This window comes from Streptomyces sp. NPDC002088, assembly GCF_040296605.1.
Classification (GTDB): domain Bacteria; phylum Actinomycetota; class Actinomycetes; order Streptomycetales; family Streptomycetaceae; genus Streptomyces.
Genome location: NZ_JBEOXO010000016.1, coordinates 167421 through 182571 on the forward strand (window position 1 = coordinate 167421; position 15151 = coordinate 182571).

The window sequence follows — 15151 nt, forward strand, 5'->3', positions numbered from 1 at the left end:
GGGACAATCACCGTAGGCCCCGTCCTGTCCAGGAGGTCGCCATGTCCGCACGGTCCTTCATCCGCTCCGGCCAGACGGCTCGGGATCCCGTCCACCATCCACTGTTCGCCCGCTACTACGCCCGGGTGAGCGTCGCCGCCGAGACCAGGTTCGGCATGGGCGGCGTACGCGACCGGTTGCTCGCCGGGCTGTCGGGGCGGGTGATCGAGATCGGCGCGGGCAACGGCCTGAACTTCGCCCGCTATCCGCGTACGGTCGCCGAGGTCGTCGCGATCGAACCCGAGCGTCTGCTGCGGCAGTCGGCGGTCGAGGCGGCGCTGCGCTGCGAGGTTCCCGTGGATGTCGTCCCGGGGGCGGCGGAGGCGCTGCCGGTCAAGAGCGAGGCCTTCGACGCGGTCGTGCTCTCCCTGGTGCTGTGCAGCGTGCGCGATGTGCCGCGGGCCCTCGCCGAGGTGCGGCGGGTGCTGCGGCGAGGCGGGGAGGTGCGGTTCTTCGAGCACGGCAGGGGCGGCGGGCGGGCGATGGCCCTCACCCAGCGCGCGCTGGACCGTACGGTGTGGCCGTACCTGAACGGCGGCTGCCACCTGGCCCGGGATCCGGTCGCCGCGTTGCGCGACGCCGGGTTCGAACTCGGCCCCTACCGGAGCCTGTCGATACCGGAGAAGGGGCCCAGCCTGCCCACCTCGTACTGTGTGCTGGGCACGGCGTGGCGCCCCGAGGCGGTCAGCGAGACGCGGGCTTCATAGCGTCCATTGCCGCAGCTCACGCGCGATGTCGTCGACCGAGGCCGCGCCGCTCTTCACCAGGCGGGCCAGATCGCGCACCTGCTCGGGCGAGGTGACGACCTTGAGGCCGCTGGCGACGAGGTAGCCGTAGGCGACCGCGGACGCGAACAGCGCGTTGGTGCGCTCCAACGCCGGGACGTGGATCAGGAGTTGGAGCAGTGCGGCCGCCCGCGCATGCGGAGTGTCGTAGACAGGGACGTCGAATATGTCGGCCTCGTGGCGTGCGACGGCGGCGACGAGGGCTCCCCAGTCGGTGACCTGGGGGTCTCCAGGTGTCTTCTGTTCGGCGAGCATGAGGAGCCAGGCCAGGTCGATCCTGAGATTGCTCAACGGATCAGCGGCGACCTTCGCGCGGGCTCTCGCCGTCCGTACCGAACTCCTCGGCGAAGACGGTCTCGTACTGCTTCATGAAGTCGGCGGCGGCCTCCACGAACGTGTGGCCCGCCTCGCCGGTGTCCTGTCTGACCAGTTCCTCGATGTAGCGGTTGACGCTCATGCCGCGGGCCAGGGCGCGTTCGCGGGCCGCGCGGGCGGTGCCCTCGTCGACGCGTACGTTCAGCTGGGTCTTCGCCATACCTCGACGCTAGCGCCGGAGTGCTAGCACCGGCAAGAGCCCCCTCACCGGAGTCCCTGAGCCTCCTCCCCCGGGTGGAGCATGCCCCTTACACCGGTATCAGGGGCCCGACCTGGGGCGGAGACGGCCTCGGCCCCAGGGGGGATACCGGGTGTGGGCCCGGTCACACTACCCTCGGCCGGGACGAGGGAGTCGACACGTCCACGCAAGCGAGGAGGCAGCCTTGTCCACACCTGCTGCGGAGTACGCCCCGGACCGGGCCCCGGCCGACGGGATCGCGGCTCGCGCCCGCGGTCTGACCAAGGCATACGGCTCGGGCGAGACGACGGTGCTCGCCCTGGACTCGGTCGACGTGGACATCGCGCGCGGCCGCTTCACCGCGGTCATGGGGCCCTCGGGTTCGGGGAAGTCCACGATGATGCACTGCCTGGCGGGGCTCGACACCGTTTCGGCCGGAGAGGTGTGGCTCGGCGACACCCAGATCACGGGGCTCAAGGACCGCGAGCTGACCCGGCTGCGCCGGGACCGGATCGGCTTCATGTTCCAGTCGTTCAACCTCATCCCGACTCTGAACGCGGCCGAGAACATCACCCTGCCCATGGACATCGCGGGTCAGAAGCCCGATCAGGTGTGGCTGGACCAGGTCATCGACACGCTCGGGCTGCGCGACCGGCTGGGGCACCGGCCGTCCCAGCTCTCCGGCGGCCAGCAGCAGCGCGTGGCGTGTGCCCGCGCGCTCGCCTCCCGCCCCGAGCTGATCTTCGCCGACGAGCCGACCGGCAACCTCGACTCGCGCGCGGGTCTCGAGGTGCTCGGCTTCCTGCGCGAGGCCGTCGACGACCTCGGCCAGACGGTCGTCATGGTCACCCACGACCCCGGCGCCGCCGCCCACTCCGACCTGGTGCTGTTCCTCGCGGATGGACGGATCGTGGACGAGATGGAGCGGCCGACGGCGGAGGCCGTACTCGAACGCATGCGCCTCTTCACCGGAGGAACCCCGCAGACCTCCGGCAAGGAGGACTGAGCCGGTGCTCAAGGCGACGCTGCGGAGCTTCCTCGCGCACAAGGGGCGGCTGCTGCTGTCCGCACTGGCGGTCATGCTGTCCGTCGCGTTCGTCGCGGGCAGCCTGATCTTCTCCGACACGGTCACCCGCACCTTCGACCGGCTGTTCGCGTCCACCTCCGCCGACGTGACGATCGAGCCGAAGCAGGACCTCAAGTCGTCCGTACCGACCGGCGCGGTCCAGACGCTGCCCGCCGCGCTCGCGGGCCAGGTGGCCGGGGTCGACGGCGTCGCGTCGGCCCACCCCGACGTGGGCGTCGAGAACATCACGGTCGTCGACAGCAAGAACGAGTCGGTCGGACCGACCACGGGCGCCCCCACCATCGCCGGTGACTGGTACCTCACCGATCGCAGCCCGGTGAAGCTGACCTCCGGCCACGCCCCGCGCGGCGCCGGCGAGGCCCTCCTCGACGCGGACACCGCCGAAAAGAAGCATGTGAAGATCGGCGACACGCTCACCGTGATGGCCCAGCCCGGCACCTTCAAGGTCGAGATCGTCGGCATCGCCACCTTCACCACCACCAACCCGGGCGCGGCCCTCGTCTTCCTCGACCCCGAGATCGCCGCCGCCAAGCTGCTGGGCTCCGCCGACCGCGCGACCGGCATCTCGGTGGACGCGGCGCAGGGCGTGAGCGACGCCGAGCTCAAGCACCGTGTCAGCGCCACGATCGGGGACGGCACCTACGAGGTGCGGACCGCCGGGGAGCAGGCCAAGTCCGCCGCCGCCGACCTGGGCGGATTCCTGGACGTCATCAAGTACGTGATGCTCGGCTTCGCCGGGATCGCGGTCCTGGTCGGGGTGTTCCTGATCGTCAACACCTTCTCGATGCTGATCGCCCAACGCACCCGCGAACTCGGCCTGCTGCGCGCCCTCGGTGCCGACCGGCGGCAGGTGCGACGGTCCGTGCTCACCGAGGCGGTGCTGCTCGGCCTGGTCGGCTCGACGCTGGGCCTGGCGGCCGGGATCGGGCTCGCGGCCGGACTGATCAAGCTCATGCGCGCGTTCGGCATGAACCTGAAGACCACGGAGATGGTCGTCGGCTGGGCCACCCCGGTGTCGGCGTACGTCGTCGGCGTCGGCGTCACCTTCGTGGCGGCCTATCTCCCTGCCCGGCGCGCGGCGCGGGTGTCGCCGATGGCGGCCCTCGCGGACGCCGACGTCTCCGGGGTGGGGCGGCCGCTCAAGGTGCGCGCGGTGGTGGGCTCGGTCGTCGGAGCAGTCGGCGTGGCCGCTCTGGCGGGGTGTGCGTCGGCGACCAAGACGGCTTCGGCCGCCTCCCTGCTCGGCCTGGGCGTCGTCCTCACGCTCATCGCGACCGTGATCGCGGGCCCGCTCCTGGTGCGCCCGGTGATCCGGGTGCTCGGCGCGGCCTTCCCCGCGCTGTTCGGCTCGATCGGCCGGATGAGCCAGCGCAACGCCCTGCGCAACCCCCGCCGTACGGGCGCCACGGCTTCCGCCCTCATGGTGGGCCTTGCGTTGGTCGGCGGGATGTCGGTGGCCAGCGCCTCCATGTCCAAGTCCTTCGACCAGCAGATCGACAAGACGCTGGGCGCCGACTTCGTGATCCAGAACAGCAACTTCATGCCGTTCTCGCAGGAGGTCACGGACAAGGTGCGCGGCACCGAGGGCGTCGGGCTCGTCGTACGCCAGCGGTTCGCGCCGCTCGCGGTACGGCTGCCGGACGGCAAGCGGATCGAGACGACCGCGGCCGGATACGACGGCCAGGTGGACGACGTCGCCCATGTGACGTACGCCGAGGGCGACTCGGCGGCGGCCCTCGCGGACGGCAGCATGGGCATGGACGCCGACTTCGCCAAGGACCACGGCGTACGGCTCGGCAGTGTGCTCCCGGTCGAGTTCCCGGGCGGCCGGAAGACCGAGTTGAAGGTCGGCGCCCTCACCGACCAGGACTCCGGCGACGGGTTCGGAATGCAGGGCGGGCTGTTCTTCGGCATCGGGACGGTCGAGAAGTACGTCCCCGGCGGCCAGGACTCCGCGCTGTACGTGAACGCGGCCCCCGGCACGGGCGCCGACCAGCTGCGGCCCCGCCTGGAGAAGACGCTCGACCCGTATCCGCAGGTGCAGGTGCGCGACCAGGCCGACTACAAGAAGCTGGTCCACGACCAGATCGCCGTACTGCTCTACCTCGTGTACGCGCTGCTCGGGCTCGCGATCGTCATCGCGGTGCTCGGCGTGGTCAACACCCTCGCCCTGTCGGTCGTGGAGCGCACCCGGGAGATCGGACTGCTGCGCGCCATCGGGCTGGCCCGGCGGCAGCTGCGCCGGATGATCCGGCTGGAGTCGGTGGTGATCGCGGTGTTCGGCGCGGTGCTGGGGATCGCGCTGGGGCTGGTATGGGGTGTGTGCACGCAGCGGGTGCTGGCGCTGCAGGGCATGAAGGCGCTCGCGATCCCGTGGGGCACGATCGTCGCGGTCGTGATCGGCTCGGCGGTGGTCGGCGTGGTGGCGGCGCTGCTTCCGGCGCTGCGCGCGTCACGGATGAACGTGCTGGCGGCCATCGCGCACGAGTGACGGGGGCGGGCGCGAGGTACCGGAGAGGAGCCAGGGACGGGCCCAGAAGGGTGACTGTCCGGATGGTGGAATTTCCTGTCGCGGTCTGCCGCCCGTGCCGTGACCATCACGTGACTGACCTGCGACGCGGACTCCGACGTGCGTCCCGGTCCGGGGGCGCCGTCCTGGGAGCCACTCAGGTTGGCCGGTGGCATGCCGCTTTCGGAGTAATGACCGTTTGGCCTGTTCGACCGTGCCACGCTGTGGTCCCGATTGATCAGGGTCGTGTCAGGAGGCCGGAATGTACCGCCCAGGCGACGGGCTGTATGAGCGGATCCATCCTGCCCTGCGTGCGGACCCGACGATGCCGGCGCGGAAGATCAACACCCCTGACGAGACCGAGCATCCGGCCACCGAGCGCTCGTGATGGCAGGCAACGAGGAAGGGAAACAACCTGGCCAGCCGCGCATTCCCGACCTGCACCTGCGCCTGCGTGCCGAGTTGGGCAGGATCGACGAGCAATTGCGCGCCCTGCTGGCCGCCATGGACCGACTGCAGGGACTGCTGGATGCGGTAGTGGCCATCAGCCGGGAGGTGGAGTTGCCTGCGGTGCTGCACCGTATCGTGACCACTGCCATGGACTTGGTCGGTGCCCGCTACGGGGCAATGGGCGTACTCAACGAATCCGGAGAGCGCCTGGAGCAGTTCATCGCCGCCGGTCTGTCCGAACAGGAACGCGCTGATCTGGCCGAGACCGGCTTGCCTCGCGGTCTGGGTGTCCTCGGGCACCTGATCCGCCACCCCGAACCCTTGCGGGTCGACAACATCTCGACCCACCCGTCGTCCGCCGGGTTCCCGCCCGGCCACCCGCACTTGCGTACCTTGCTCGGCGTCGCCATCAGCGTCCGCGGGGAGATCTACGGTGACCTGTACCTCTCCGAGCGCCGCGATGGACAGCCCTTCGACGTCCACGACGAGAGCGTCGTCCTTGCCCTGGCCAGTGCCGCCGGCATCGCGATCGAGAACGTCCGCCTGTTTGAACGGGTTCGCCACGGAGCCGAGCAGTTCCAGCGGCTTCTGTTGCCGACGCTGCCCGACCTGCGGCCTTTCACGGCCGCCGCCATCTACCGGCCCGCTGCCGAGCCCAGTCAACTCGGCGGAGACTGGTACGACGCCATCCCACTGCCCGACAACGTGGTGGCGGTCGTCATCGGTGACGTGGTCGGCCATGATCTACAGGCCGCGGCCGCCATGGCCTCCACCCGTAACATGCTGCGCGCTCTGCTGTTCGACCGGGGCAATCCGCCCGGGGCGGTCCTGACCCGGCTCGACCGCACCCTGCAGGCTGTCACGACCAATCCTGTCATCACCACTACCCTGGCTCGCATCGCACCGGAGGGGCCGGGTTGGCGACTCCGCTGGAGCACCGCGGGCCACGTCCCACCCCTGCTGATCACCCCTGAGCTCCGAGCGGAATACCTGTTCGCCGAGCCCGGGCTGCCGCTCGGGGTCGACCCCGAGCAGCCCCGCCCCGACCACTCCCGCTTCCTGCCCCCGGACTCCACCGTGGTCTTCTTCACGGACGGGCTGATCGAACATCCTGAGCATCCCATCGATGAGAGTCTCGACCAGCTCACCGCTCTCGCCACCGTGTATGCCGCCCTGCCCCTGCAGGAGTTTGTTCAAGCACTGGCCGATCACCACCCCAGCGACGGGCACGACGACATGGCCATCCTCGCCCTGCGCACCCCGCGGGCCTGACCCCCGAGGCTCCCCTGTGACGGCTGCCCGGCCGGTCGGCCTCCCATCGGGCTGCGGGGCGCAGCCCAGCTCTGTGATCCGGAGCCGAACGTCCAGCTCAACGATGCCGTGGAGGATCCGAGGGATCCGACGGATGATGGACCTCGGGGCGATGTCGATGCGGAGGTCGCCCAATGACTGTCGCGCGGCATGAACGGCTCCGACACGGCGGCTTGGCTGCCCTGGAGATCTGTGCCGTTGCCGCGCTGTATTACGGCTCGGCCAGGGTGGGACTCATCCAGCAGCTGGTGCGCGGCCAGGTCACCCCGCTGTGGCCACCGACCGGTATCGCCCTGGCGAGTCTGCTCCTCCGCGGCCCGCAGGTCTGGCCCGGGATCGCACTGGGCGCGTTCCTGGTCAATGTCTCGCTCGGGCCATCGATTCCGGCCGTGCTCGCGATCGCGTCGGGAAATACCCTCGCGCCCGTCTGCTCGTACGTCCTGCTTCGCCGCACGGGGTTCCGTACGGAATTGGACCGTTTGCCGGATGCGCTTGCCCTGATCTTTCTCGGTGCGTTCACCGGGATGCTGGTCAGCGCGACGATAGGCAGCGGGGCCCTGGCCCTCGCCGGTGCGCTGAGCGCCAGCGCATTCTGGCCGGCGTGGTCGGTCTGGTGGACCGGCGACGCGATGGGCATATTGCTGGTGACGCCGGTCCTGCTTGTTCTCCGTTCCGCTCGGTGGCCGAAGAAGGCTCCGCCGTCCCGTTGGGTTGAGGCACTGCTGCTTCTGGCAGCCACTGTCTGCGTCGGTTTCCTCGGGACCGGCACCGCGCCGCTCCTGTTCCTGGGCTTCCCGCTGCTGATCTGGGCGGCCTTCCGCTTCCAGCTGGCCGGGGCCGCACCCTGCGCCCTGGCCGTGTCGACCTTTGCCATCATTGCCGCTGCCGAGAAAACGGGCCCGTTCGCCGGGCACGACCTGCTCACCACCATGATCACCCTGCAGGCGTTCAACGGTCCTGCCTCGCTGACCGCGCTACTGGTCGGGGCAGCCGTCAGCGAGCGCAATCAGAACCAGAGGGAGATCGCGCGAGCCTGCAGGCTGCTCGCCGAGATGGTGGCCAGGATCGCCGCCGGTGGCCACCACCCGATACTCCCCGACGGTCGGGGCGAGCAGGAAGAGCACGGCGGGCGGACCAGGAGACCGGCGTGATCGGTCGACCCCCGGGGTGTGGCGGCCGGCGCGCTCGCGGCTCGCTGAAACCCTGAACCGAGCCCACCCCTATCTCGATTCGATTCCTCCGCACGGAAATCGTTCGCCAGCCTGGCCGGCGCTCTGCTTGGCTCGTCCCATGAGTGATCTTCACATCCGCCGGGCCACCCTCACGGACATCGACACCGTGTTGCAGTTCTGGCGCGAAGCCGCGGAAGGAACGAGCATCAGCGACGACCACGACGGAGTGGCCCGGCTCATCGCGACAGACCCCGAAGCCCTGCTCCTGGCAGAGCGCGACGGCCTCCTCACGGGAACCGTGATAGCCGGCTTCGACGGATGGCGATGCTCCGCCTACCGACTGGCCGTACACCCCGACTGCCGCCGGCAAGGTATCGCCACCGCCCTGATGGAAGCGGCAGAACAACGCTTCCTCGCCCTGGGCGGACGACGCGTCGACGCCATGGTCCTGGAATCCAACGAACGGGCACACCACACATGGGCTGCGGGTGGTTACCATCGCGAGGAGCGCTGGCGGCGCTGGGTGAAGCCCCTCACCGACTGAGCGCACCCCACCCACAGGAATCCCTTTGCTCATCTTTTACCATTGGGGGACCAATCCGGTCCTCCAATGAAAGGTGTGAGCGTCCGCCCATGGGCGAGCCTCCCAGTACGCGACATCGCGCGATCCCCTCTGCCCTGCCGGACCATGGGACGGAGGTGACCCGATGACCGAAGTGCTCCTCCTGCTGGTGGCGATCCTGCTGTCCGTCGCCTGCGGCGCCTTCGTCGCTGCCGAGTTCTCCCTGACCACGGTCGAGCGCGGCGAGCTGGAGCGTGCCGTGGAACGCGGCGAGCGCGGCGCGTCGGGCGCCCTCAAGGCCGTACGGAACCTGACCTTCCAGCTCTCCGGAGCCCAGCTCGGCATCACCGTCACCAACCTGGTGGTCGGCATGCTCGCCGAACCGTCGGTCGCCAAGCTGCTCGCGGGCCCACTGGAGTCCCTCGGCATCTCGCCCTCGGCGGCGAGTTCGGTCGCGCTGGTCCTGGGCACGGCCCTGTCCACGGTGGTCCTGATGGTCGTCGGCGAGCTGGTCCCCAAGAACTGGGCGATCTCCTCTCCGCTGGCCGTGGCCAAGCGCGTGGGCAACGCGCAGCGCTGGTTCAGTGCCGCCTTCCGGCCGTTCATCAGCCATCTGAACAACACGGCGAACCGCGTGGTGCGCCGCTTCGGCATCGAGCCGGCCGAGGAGCTGGCCTCCGCGCGCGGCCCCCAGGAGCTGGCGGCTCTCGCCCGGCACTCCGCCAGGCAGGGCGCCCTGGAGGCGGACACCGCCGAGCTGTTCGTGCGCACCCTGAACCTCGCCGACCTCACCGCGGAGAACGTGATGACACCGCGCGTGCAGGTCTTCGCCCTCGACGTCCAGGCGACCTGCGAGGACGTCGCGAACGCGACCCGGGCGACGGGCCTGTCCCGGTTCCCGGTCTACCGGGGCAGCCTGGACTCGGTGGTCGGCAGCGCGCACATCAAGGACGCGCTGTCGGTGCCCGCGGAGCGCCGGCCCCGCGTGCCCGTCTCCGAGATCATGCGCGAGCCGCTGCTCGTGCCGGAGTCGCTGACCGTGGACCGGCTCCTGGAGCGGCTGGGCGGCAAGCGCACCATGGCCGTGGTCATCGACGAGTACGGCGGCACGGCGGGCGTCGTGACCCTGGAGGACATCGTCGAGGAGGTCGTCGGCGAGGTCCGTGACGAGCACGATCCGCACGAGACCCCCGATCTGGCTTCGGCCGGCACCGACGAGGACGGTCGCGCCGTCTACTCGGCGGACGGCGCGGCCCGCACCGACCAGCTCGCGCGCGTCGGCCTGCGGGTGCCCGAGGGCCCGTACGAGACGCTGGCCGGTCTCGTGGCCACGGAACTCGGCCGTATACCGGAGGTCGGCGACCGCGTGGAGATGGCCGGATGGCGCCTGGACGTGGTGGACGCGTCCGGGCGCAGGGCAGCGCGCGTGCTGCTGCACGCTCCCTTCGAGGACGAGGACGACGAGAAGGAGGCGTACCGATGACCGTCGTACAGCTGCTGATCGGTTTCACGACCCTCGTGGTCAACGCCTTCTTCGTGGGCGCCGAGTTCGCGCTGATCTCCGTGCGCCGCAGCCAGATCGAGCCCTACGCCGAGCAGGGCGACCGGCGGGCCAAGAGCGTGCTGTGGGGTCTGGAGCATGTGTCCGCGCTGATGGCGGCCGCGCAGCTCGGCATCACCCTGTGCACCCTGGTCCTCGGTGTGGTCGCCGAGCCCGCGATCGCGCACCTGCTGGAGCCGGTGTTCCACGCGCTGGGCGTGCCGACGAGCGCGGGGCACGCGGTGTCCTTCGTGATCGCGCTGACCCTGGCGACGTACCTGCACATGCTGCTGGGCGAGATGGTGCCCAAGAACATCGCGCTCGCGGAGCCGGTGCGCAGCGCGCTGCTGCTCGGCCCGCCGCTGGTGACGCTGTCGCGCGCGCTGCGCCCGGTGATCTTCGCGATCAACGCCTTCGCGAACGGCCTGCTGAAGCTGCTGCGCATCGAGACGAAGAACGAGGTCGCCGCGACCTTCTCGGACGCCGAACTCGCCCAGATCGTCAAGGACGCCGGCGAGGCGGGCCTCATCGACGACCGCGCGCAGGAGCGCCTGCACGACGCCCTGAAACTGGGCCGCAGGCCCGTGCGCGACGTCGTCCTCCCGCTGGAACGCGTCGTCTACGCGCGCGTGGGTGTCACTCCGGAGGAGCTGGAGCGGCTGGCGGCCGAGTCCGGGTTCTCCCGCTTCCCCGTCGTCGACGAGGGACGGCGGATCGACGGCTACCTGCACGTGAAGGACGCGCTGGACGCCTCGCCCCGGGACATGCCGTTCCGGCTGCGGGACATGCGGCCCATCGCGCGCGTGCGGGAGAACACACCGCTGGACGACGTGCTCACGGCGATGCGGGGCAGCCGTACGCATCTGGCGGCCGTGCTCGGTGACGACGGGCGGCTGGCGGGCCTGGTGACCATGGAGGACGTGCTGCGGGAGCTGTTCGGGCAGCGGGCCTGAGCCCGGCCGGGAAGGGGCCGAGGAGAGGCCGACCGACCGACGGGTATGGACGCGGGATACCATCTCTGACGCCATGCAGACGAATTCCACTCCCCTGTACACCAGCCTGGTCGCGGTCGGCGACTCCTTCACCGAGGGCATGTCGGACCTGCTGCCCGACGGCTCCTACCGGGGCTGGGCCGACCTCCTCTCGGCCCGGATGGCCGCCCGCACGCCCGGCTTCCGGTACGCCAACCTCGCGGTGCGCGGCAAGCTGATCGGCCAGATCGTCGACGAGCAGGTGCCTGTGGCGGCCGCGATGGGCGCCGATGTGATCACCCTGGTCGGCGGCCTCAACGACACCCTGCGCCCCAAGTGCGACATGGGCCGGGTGCGGGGGCTGCTGACGGAGGCCGTGGAGCAGCTCGCCCCGGCGTGCAAGCAGCTCGTGCTGATGCGCAGCCCGGGCCGGCAGGGGCCGGTCCTGGAGCGGTTCCGGCCACGCATGGAGGAACTGTTCGCCTGCGTCGACGAGCTCGCCGCGCGGCACGGCGCGATGGTCGTCGACCTGTACGGGGCGCCCTCGCTCGGCGATCCGCGGCTGTGGGACGTGGACCGACTGCATCTGACGGCCGAGGGCCACCGCCGGGTCGCGGAGGCCGTGTGGCAGCAGCTCGGCCACGAACCCGAGGACACGGAGTGGCGGACCCCGATACCGGCCACCGCCCCTCCGGGCTGGGTCGACCGGCGGGTGGCGGACGTGCGCTTCACCCGGCAGTACCTGCTGCCATGGATCGGCCGCCGCCTGACGGGCCGCTCCTCCGGGGACGGTCTCCCGGCGAAGCGCCCCGAGCTGCTGCCGTACGAGGGACCGGCGGCGTAGGCGGGGGCAGCGTCTCCGCCCGAGCCGCTCTTGTAGGTTCCGACGAACACCCCCATGGCGCTGGCCTGCACGAATCGCCAGTAGAATCCGTACACGTGACTTCAGCGCCCGCCAAGCCCCGCATCCCCAACGTCCTCGCCGGACGCTACGCCTCCGCCGAGCTCGCCACGCTCTGGTCGCCCGAGCAGAAGGTGAAGCTGGAGCGTCAGCTCTGGCTCGCCGTGCTGCGGGCCCAGAAGGACCTCGGGATCGAGGTGCCGGACGAGGCGATCACCGACTACGAGCGTGTGCTCGACACCGTCGACCTGGCCTCCATCGCCGAACGTGAGAAGGTCACGCGGCACGATGTGAAGGCCCGGATCGAGGAGTTCAACGACCTCGCCGGGCACGAGCACGTGCACAAGGGCATGACGTCCCGAGACCTCACGGAGAACGTCGAGCAGCTGCAGATCCGGCTCTCGCTGGAGCTGGTGCGCGACCGCACGGTGGCCGTCCTCGCCCGTCTGGGCAAGCTGGCCGCCGAGCACGGCGAGCTGGTCATGGCGGGTCGCTCGCACAACGTGGCCGCCCAGGCCACCACCCTCGGCAAGCGCTTCGCGACGGCCGCGGACGAGCTGCTCGTCGCATACGGCCGGGTCGAGGAGTTGCTCGGCCGCTACCCGCTGCGCGGCATCAAGGGCCCGGTCGGCACCGCCCAGGACATGCTGGACCTGCTCGGCGGCGACTCGGCGAAGCTCGCCGAGCTGGAGGACCGGATCGCCGGACACCTCGGCTTCTCGCAGGCGTTCACCTCGGTCGGCCAGGTCTACCCGCGCTCGCTGGATTACGAGGTCGTCACCGCGCTGGTGCAGCTGGCGGCCGCGCCGTCGTCGCTGGCGAAGACGATCCGGCTGATGGCCGGGCACGAGCTGGTGACCGAGGGCTTCAAGCCCGGCCAGGTCGGCTCGTCCGCGATGCCGCACAAGATGAACACCCGCTCCTGCGAGCGCGTCAACGGCCTGATGGTGATCCTGCGCGGCTACGCCTCGATGACCGGTGAGCTGGCGGGCGACCAGTGGAACGAGGGCGACGTGTCCTGCTCGGTGGTGCGCCGGGTCGCGCTGCCGGACGCGTTCTTCGCGCTGGACGGCCTGCTGGAGACCTTCCTGACGGTGCTGGACGAGTTCGGCGCGTTCCCGGCGGTCGTCGCGCGTGAGCTCGACCGCTACCTGCCGTTCCTCGCCACCACCAAGGTGCTCATGGGTGCCGTGCGCGCCGGTGTCGGCCGTGAGGTCGCGCACGAGGCGATCAAGGAGAACGCGGTCGCTTCGGCGCTGGCGATGCGTGAGCAGGGCGCCGAGCGCAACGAGCTGCTCGACAAGCTGGCCACCGACGAACGCATCCCGCTCGACCGCGCGCAGCTCGACGCGCTGATGGCGGACAAGCTGTCCTTCACGGGTGCGGCGGCCGCCCAGGTGAGCACCGTCGTGGGCCGCATCGAGGAGATCGTGAAGCAGCGGCCGGAGGCCGCGGGCTACACCCCCGGAGCGATCCTCTGACCCGCTTCACCCAGGCGGAACTGGAGGCCGCCCGCGACCGCCTCGTGCCCGATGTGGTCGCGGACGGCCTCCGTGTGCTGTTCTGCGGGATCAATCCCGGGCTGATGACGGCGGCGACGGGCCACCACTTCGCCCGTCCCGGCAACCGTTTCTGGCCGGTGCTGCACCTGTCCGGGTTCACACCGAGGCTCATGAAGCCGGCGGAGCAGGGGGAGTTGCTGTCGCACGGGCTCGGCATCACGAACGTCGTGGCGCGGGCGACCGCGCGGGCCGACGAGCTGAGCGCCGAGGAGTACCGCGAGGGCGGGCGGCTGCTGGCCGGGAAGGTGACGCGGCTGCGGCCGCGCTGGCTGGCGGTCGTGGGCGTCACCGCGTACCGCGCCGCGTTCGACGACCGGAAGGCGCAGGTGGGAGCCCAGGAGCGGGTGATCGGGGACACGCGTGTGTGGGTGCTCCCAAATCCCAGCGGGCTCAACGCGCACTGGACCGCGGCAACGATGGCGGAGGAGTTCGCGCGGCTGCGGGAGGCGGCGGAGGCCTGACGGGTCCGCCGTGGCGAGTCGTGGCGGTTCATGGCGGGTCCACGTCCGTGACCACGGCGAGGAGCTGGAACGGGAGTTCCTTGTCCCACTGGGACACGCCGAGGGCCAGCCAGCGTTCCGTTCCCGGCGTCCGCCACAGGTGCAGGTCCGGTACGTGCCCGCTCAACGAGGCCCAGGGCTCGGGTATGTCCTCGTCGTCCATGACCCGGTCGAGGACGCTCGCCAGGCTGAACATCTGCGGTGCCGCCCAGCGCTCGGTCAGCCGCTCGGTGAGGCCGTCCCGGTCGAACTCGTACTGTGCTGCCGTCTCCTCGCGCTCCGTCCCGTCGTCCTCCCAGAAGTCGCCGCTGGTCTGTAACTCGGCTATGACGTAGCCGGGGCCGCCCGTGCCGATGTCCGTCCTGCCGTGCTCCGGGGGGAAGTCCCGGGTGCACAGCAGGTCGATGGTGGCGAGGAACCGCGCGATGTTCATGACTCCAGTAAAACCGCGACCACTGACAATTGGCGGAGCATCAGGCGCCGGGTGGGGTCAGGCGTCCCTGCGGCCCAGCCGCCACGCCCCCGCCAGCAGTGCAGCCGCCGCCCACAGCGTGGTCACCGCGAGGCCGGTCCACGGTCCCAGGCTGCCGTCCCAGGTCTGGTGGAGCGCCACCTGCCCCGCCCGGTCGGGCAGGAAGTCCGCGACGTTGCCGGACATGTCGCCGACGACGAAGGAGACGATGAGCAGGAACGGGACGAGGATGCTCAAGGTGGCGACTCCGCTGCGCAACAGGGCCGTGAGTCCCGCCGCGAACAGCGCCATCAGCGCCAGGTAGACACCGCAGGCGACCGCCCCGCGCACCCCCTCGGCCCAGCCCGTCGGCCTTCGTCCCCAGGACCGCCCGGCCCACCAACAGGCTCACGAACCCGGTGACCAGTCCGACGGCCAGCACGGGCAACCCGATCGCCGTCGCCTTGGCCGCGAACCAGCGGCCTCTGCGCGGCACCGCCGCCAGCGACAGCCGCAGCGCTCCGCCGTGGAACTCACCGGAGACGGCCGTTGTGCCGAACGCGATCGCCGCGATCTGCCCGAAGCTGACGCCGAAGAAGGCCGAGAACAGCGGGTCGAAGTCGTCGCCCTCGGTGTCGAGTCCGGCGAGCGCGGAGAAGGCGACGGTCGCGACGACGATCGCGCACAGGCCGCCGACCAGCGACCGCAGCGTACGAGTCTTGATCCACTCCGACTGGAGCGCGGGTGCGAACGACATG

At 70.6% G+C, this 15151-nt stretch carries 15 protein-coding genes and 1 pseudogene; 12 read left to right on the forward strand and 4 right to left on the reverse strand.

Going from position 1 to position 15151, the window contains the following annotated elements:
- Positions 1-41: 41 nt before the first annotated feature.
- On the forward strand, positions 42-746 hold the full coding sequence (locus ABT114_RS30365; protein ID WP_351146073.1) for a class I SAM-dependent methyltransferase: 705 nt from the start codon (positions 42-44) through the stop codon (positions 744-746).
- On the opposite strand, the gene ABT114_RS30370 is transcribed toward ABT114_RS30365, so the two are convergent.
- Complete coding sequence (locus ABT114_RS30370; RefSeq protein WP_351146074.1) at positions 741-1115, reverse strand: fic family toxin-antitoxin system, toxin component; 375 nt, start codon at positions 1113-1115, stop codon at positions 741-743. The genes ABT114_RS30365 and ABT114_RS30370 overlap by 6 nt on opposite strands.
- 4 nt (positions 1116-1119) lie before the next feature.
- On the reverse strand, positions 1120-1359 hold the full coding sequence (locus tag ABT114_RS30375; protein ID WP_351146075.1) for a toxin-antitoxin system HicB family antitoxin: 240 nt from the start codon (positions 1357-1359) through the stop codon (positions 1120-1122).
- Between the two features lie 223 nt (positions 1360-1582).
- On the opposite strand from ABT114_RS30375, the gene ABT114_RS30380 reads away from it, so the two are divergent.
- From ABT114_RS30380 to mug, 11 genes are all read left to right on the forward strand, one after another.
- Complete coding sequence (locus ABT114_RS30380; RefSeq protein WP_351146076.1) at positions 1583-2383, forward strand: ABC transporter ATP-binding protein; 801 nt, start codon at positions 1583-1585, stop codon at positions 2381-2383.
- Between the two features lie 4 nt (positions 2384-2387).
- The gene (locus tag ABT114_RS30385) at positions 2388-4955 is read left to right on the forward strand and encodes an ABC transporter permease (RefSeq protein ID WP_351146078.1); all 2568 of its coding nucleotides are present in this window, start codon (positions 2388-2390) and stop codon (positions 4953-4955) included.
- Between the two features lie 280 nt (positions 4956-5235).
- Positions 5236-5361: a hypothetical protein gene (locus ABT114_RS30390; RefSeq protein ID WP_351146079.1), complete on the forward strand. Its 126-nt coding sequence runs from the start codon at positions 5236-5238 to the stop codon at positions 5359-5361.
- Positions 5361-6695: a PP2C family protein-serine/threonine phosphatase gene (locus tag ABT114_RS30395; protein ID WP_351146080.1), complete on the forward strand. Its 1335-nt coding sequence runs from the start codon at positions 5361-5363 to the stop codon at positions 6693-6695. The genes ABT114_RS30390 and ABT114_RS30395 overlap by 1 nt, the downstream gene beginning before the upstream one ends.
- 173 nt (positions 6696-6868) lie before the next feature.
- Positions 6869-7885, forward strand: a complete 1017-nt coding sequence (locus tag ABT114_RS30400) for an MASE1 domain-containing protein (RefSeq protein ID WP_351146081.1) — start codon at positions 6869-6871, stop codon at positions 7883-7885.
- A 139-nt stretch (positions 7886-8024) separates the two neighbouring features.
- Positions 8025-8450 (forward strand): GNAT family N-acetyltransferase, encoded by a 426-nt coding sequence (locus ABT114_RS30405; protein WP_351146082.1) that lies wholly within the window; start codon positions 8025-8027, stop codon positions 8448-8450.
- A gap of 163 nt (positions 8451-8613) precedes the next feature.
- The gene (locus ABT114_RS30410) at positions 8614-9951 is read left to right on the forward strand and encodes a hemolysin family protein (RefSeq protein WP_351146083.1); all 1338 of its coding nucleotides are present in this window, start codon (positions 8614-8616) and stop codon (positions 9949-9951) included.
- Positions 9948-10961: a hemolysin family protein gene (locus tag ABT114_RS30415; protein WP_351146084.1), complete on the forward strand. Its 1014-nt coding sequence runs from the start codon at positions 9948-9950 to the stop codon at positions 10959-10961. Before ABT114_RS30410 ends, ABT114_RS30415 begins: the two co-directional genes overlap by 4 nt.
- 73 nt (positions 10962-11034) lie before the next feature.
- Positions 11035-11823, forward strand: coding sequence for an SGNH/GDSL hydrolase family protein (locus tag ABT114_RS30420; RefSeq protein WP_351146085.1), 789 nt, complete (start codon positions 11035-11037; stop codon positions 11821-11823).
- 95 nt (positions 11824-11918) lie between these two features.
- On the forward strand, positions 11919-13361 hold the full coding sequence (gene purB, locus ABT114_RS30425) for an adenylosuccinate lyase (RefSeq protein ID WP_351146086.1): 1443 nt from the start codon (positions 11919-11921) through the stop codon (positions 13359-13361).
- A gap of 44 nt (positions 13362-13405) precedes the next feature.
- Positions 13406-13903: a G/U mismatch-specific DNA glycosylase gene (gene mug / locus ABT114_RS30430; RefSeq protein WP_351146087.1), complete on the forward strand. Its 498-nt coding sequence runs from the start codon at positions 13406-13408 to the stop codon at positions 13901-13903.
- Between the two features lie 28 nt (positions 13904-13931).
- On the opposite strand, the gene ABT114_RS30435 is transcribed toward mug, so the two are convergent.
- On the reverse strand, positions 13932-14375 hold the full coding sequence (locus tag ABT114_RS30435) for a hypothetical protein (protein WP_351146088.1): 444 nt from the start codon (positions 14373-14375) through the stop codon (positions 13932-13934).
- 57 nt (positions 14376-14432) lie between these two features.
- Positions 14433-15150: pseudogene (locus ABT114_RS30440) on the reverse strand (ABC-2 transporter permease).
- Between the last annotated feature and the right edge of the window lies 1 nt (position 15151).

What these genes read in the sequence shown, in the direction of transcription:
- ABT114_RS30395 (WP_351146080.1), top strand. Translation starts at nt 5,361, where the DNA reads ATGGCAGGCAACGAGGAAGGGAAACAACCTGGCCAGCCGCGCATTCCC.
- ABT114_RS30405 (WP_351146082.1), top strand. Translation starts at nt 8,025, where the DNA reads ATGAGTGATCTTCACATCCGCCGGGCCACCCTCACGGACATCGACACC.
- ABT114_RS30420 (WP_351146085.1), top strand. Translation starts at nt 11,035, where the DNA reads ATGCAGACGAATTCCACTCCCCTGTACACCAGCCTGGTCGCGGTCGGC.
- ABT114_RS30390 (WP_351146079.1), top strand. Translation starts at nt 5,236, where the DNA reads ATGTACCGCCCAGGCGACGGGCTGTATGAGCGGATCCATCCTGCCCTG.
- ABT114_RS30400 (WP_351146081.1), top strand. Translation starts at nt 6,869, where the DNA reads ATGACTGTCGCGCGGCATGAACGGCTCCGACACGGCGGCTTGGCTGCC.
- ABT114_RS30410 (WP_351146083.1), top strand. Translation starts at nt 8,614, where the DNA reads ATGACCGAAGTGCTCCTCCTGCTGGTGGCGATCCTGCTGTCCGTCGCC.
- ABT114_RS30415 (WP_351146084.1), top strand. Translation starts at nt 9,948, where the DNA reads ATGACCGTCGTACAGCTGCTGATCGGTTTCACGACCCTCGTGGTCAAC.
- ABT114_RS30375 (WP_351146075.1), bottom strand. Translation starts at nt 1,359, where the DNA reads ATGGCGAAGACCCAGCTGAACGTACGCGTCGACGAGGGCACCGCCCGC.
- ABT114_RS30365 (WP_351146073.1), top strand. Translation starts at nt 42, where the DNA reads ATGTCCGCACGGTCCTTCATCCGCTCCGGCCAGACGGCTCGGGATCCC.
- ABT114_RS30435 (WP_351146088.1), bottom strand. Translation starts at nt 14,375, where the DNA reads ATGAACATCGCGCGGTTCCTCGCCACCATCGACCTGCTGTGCACCCGG.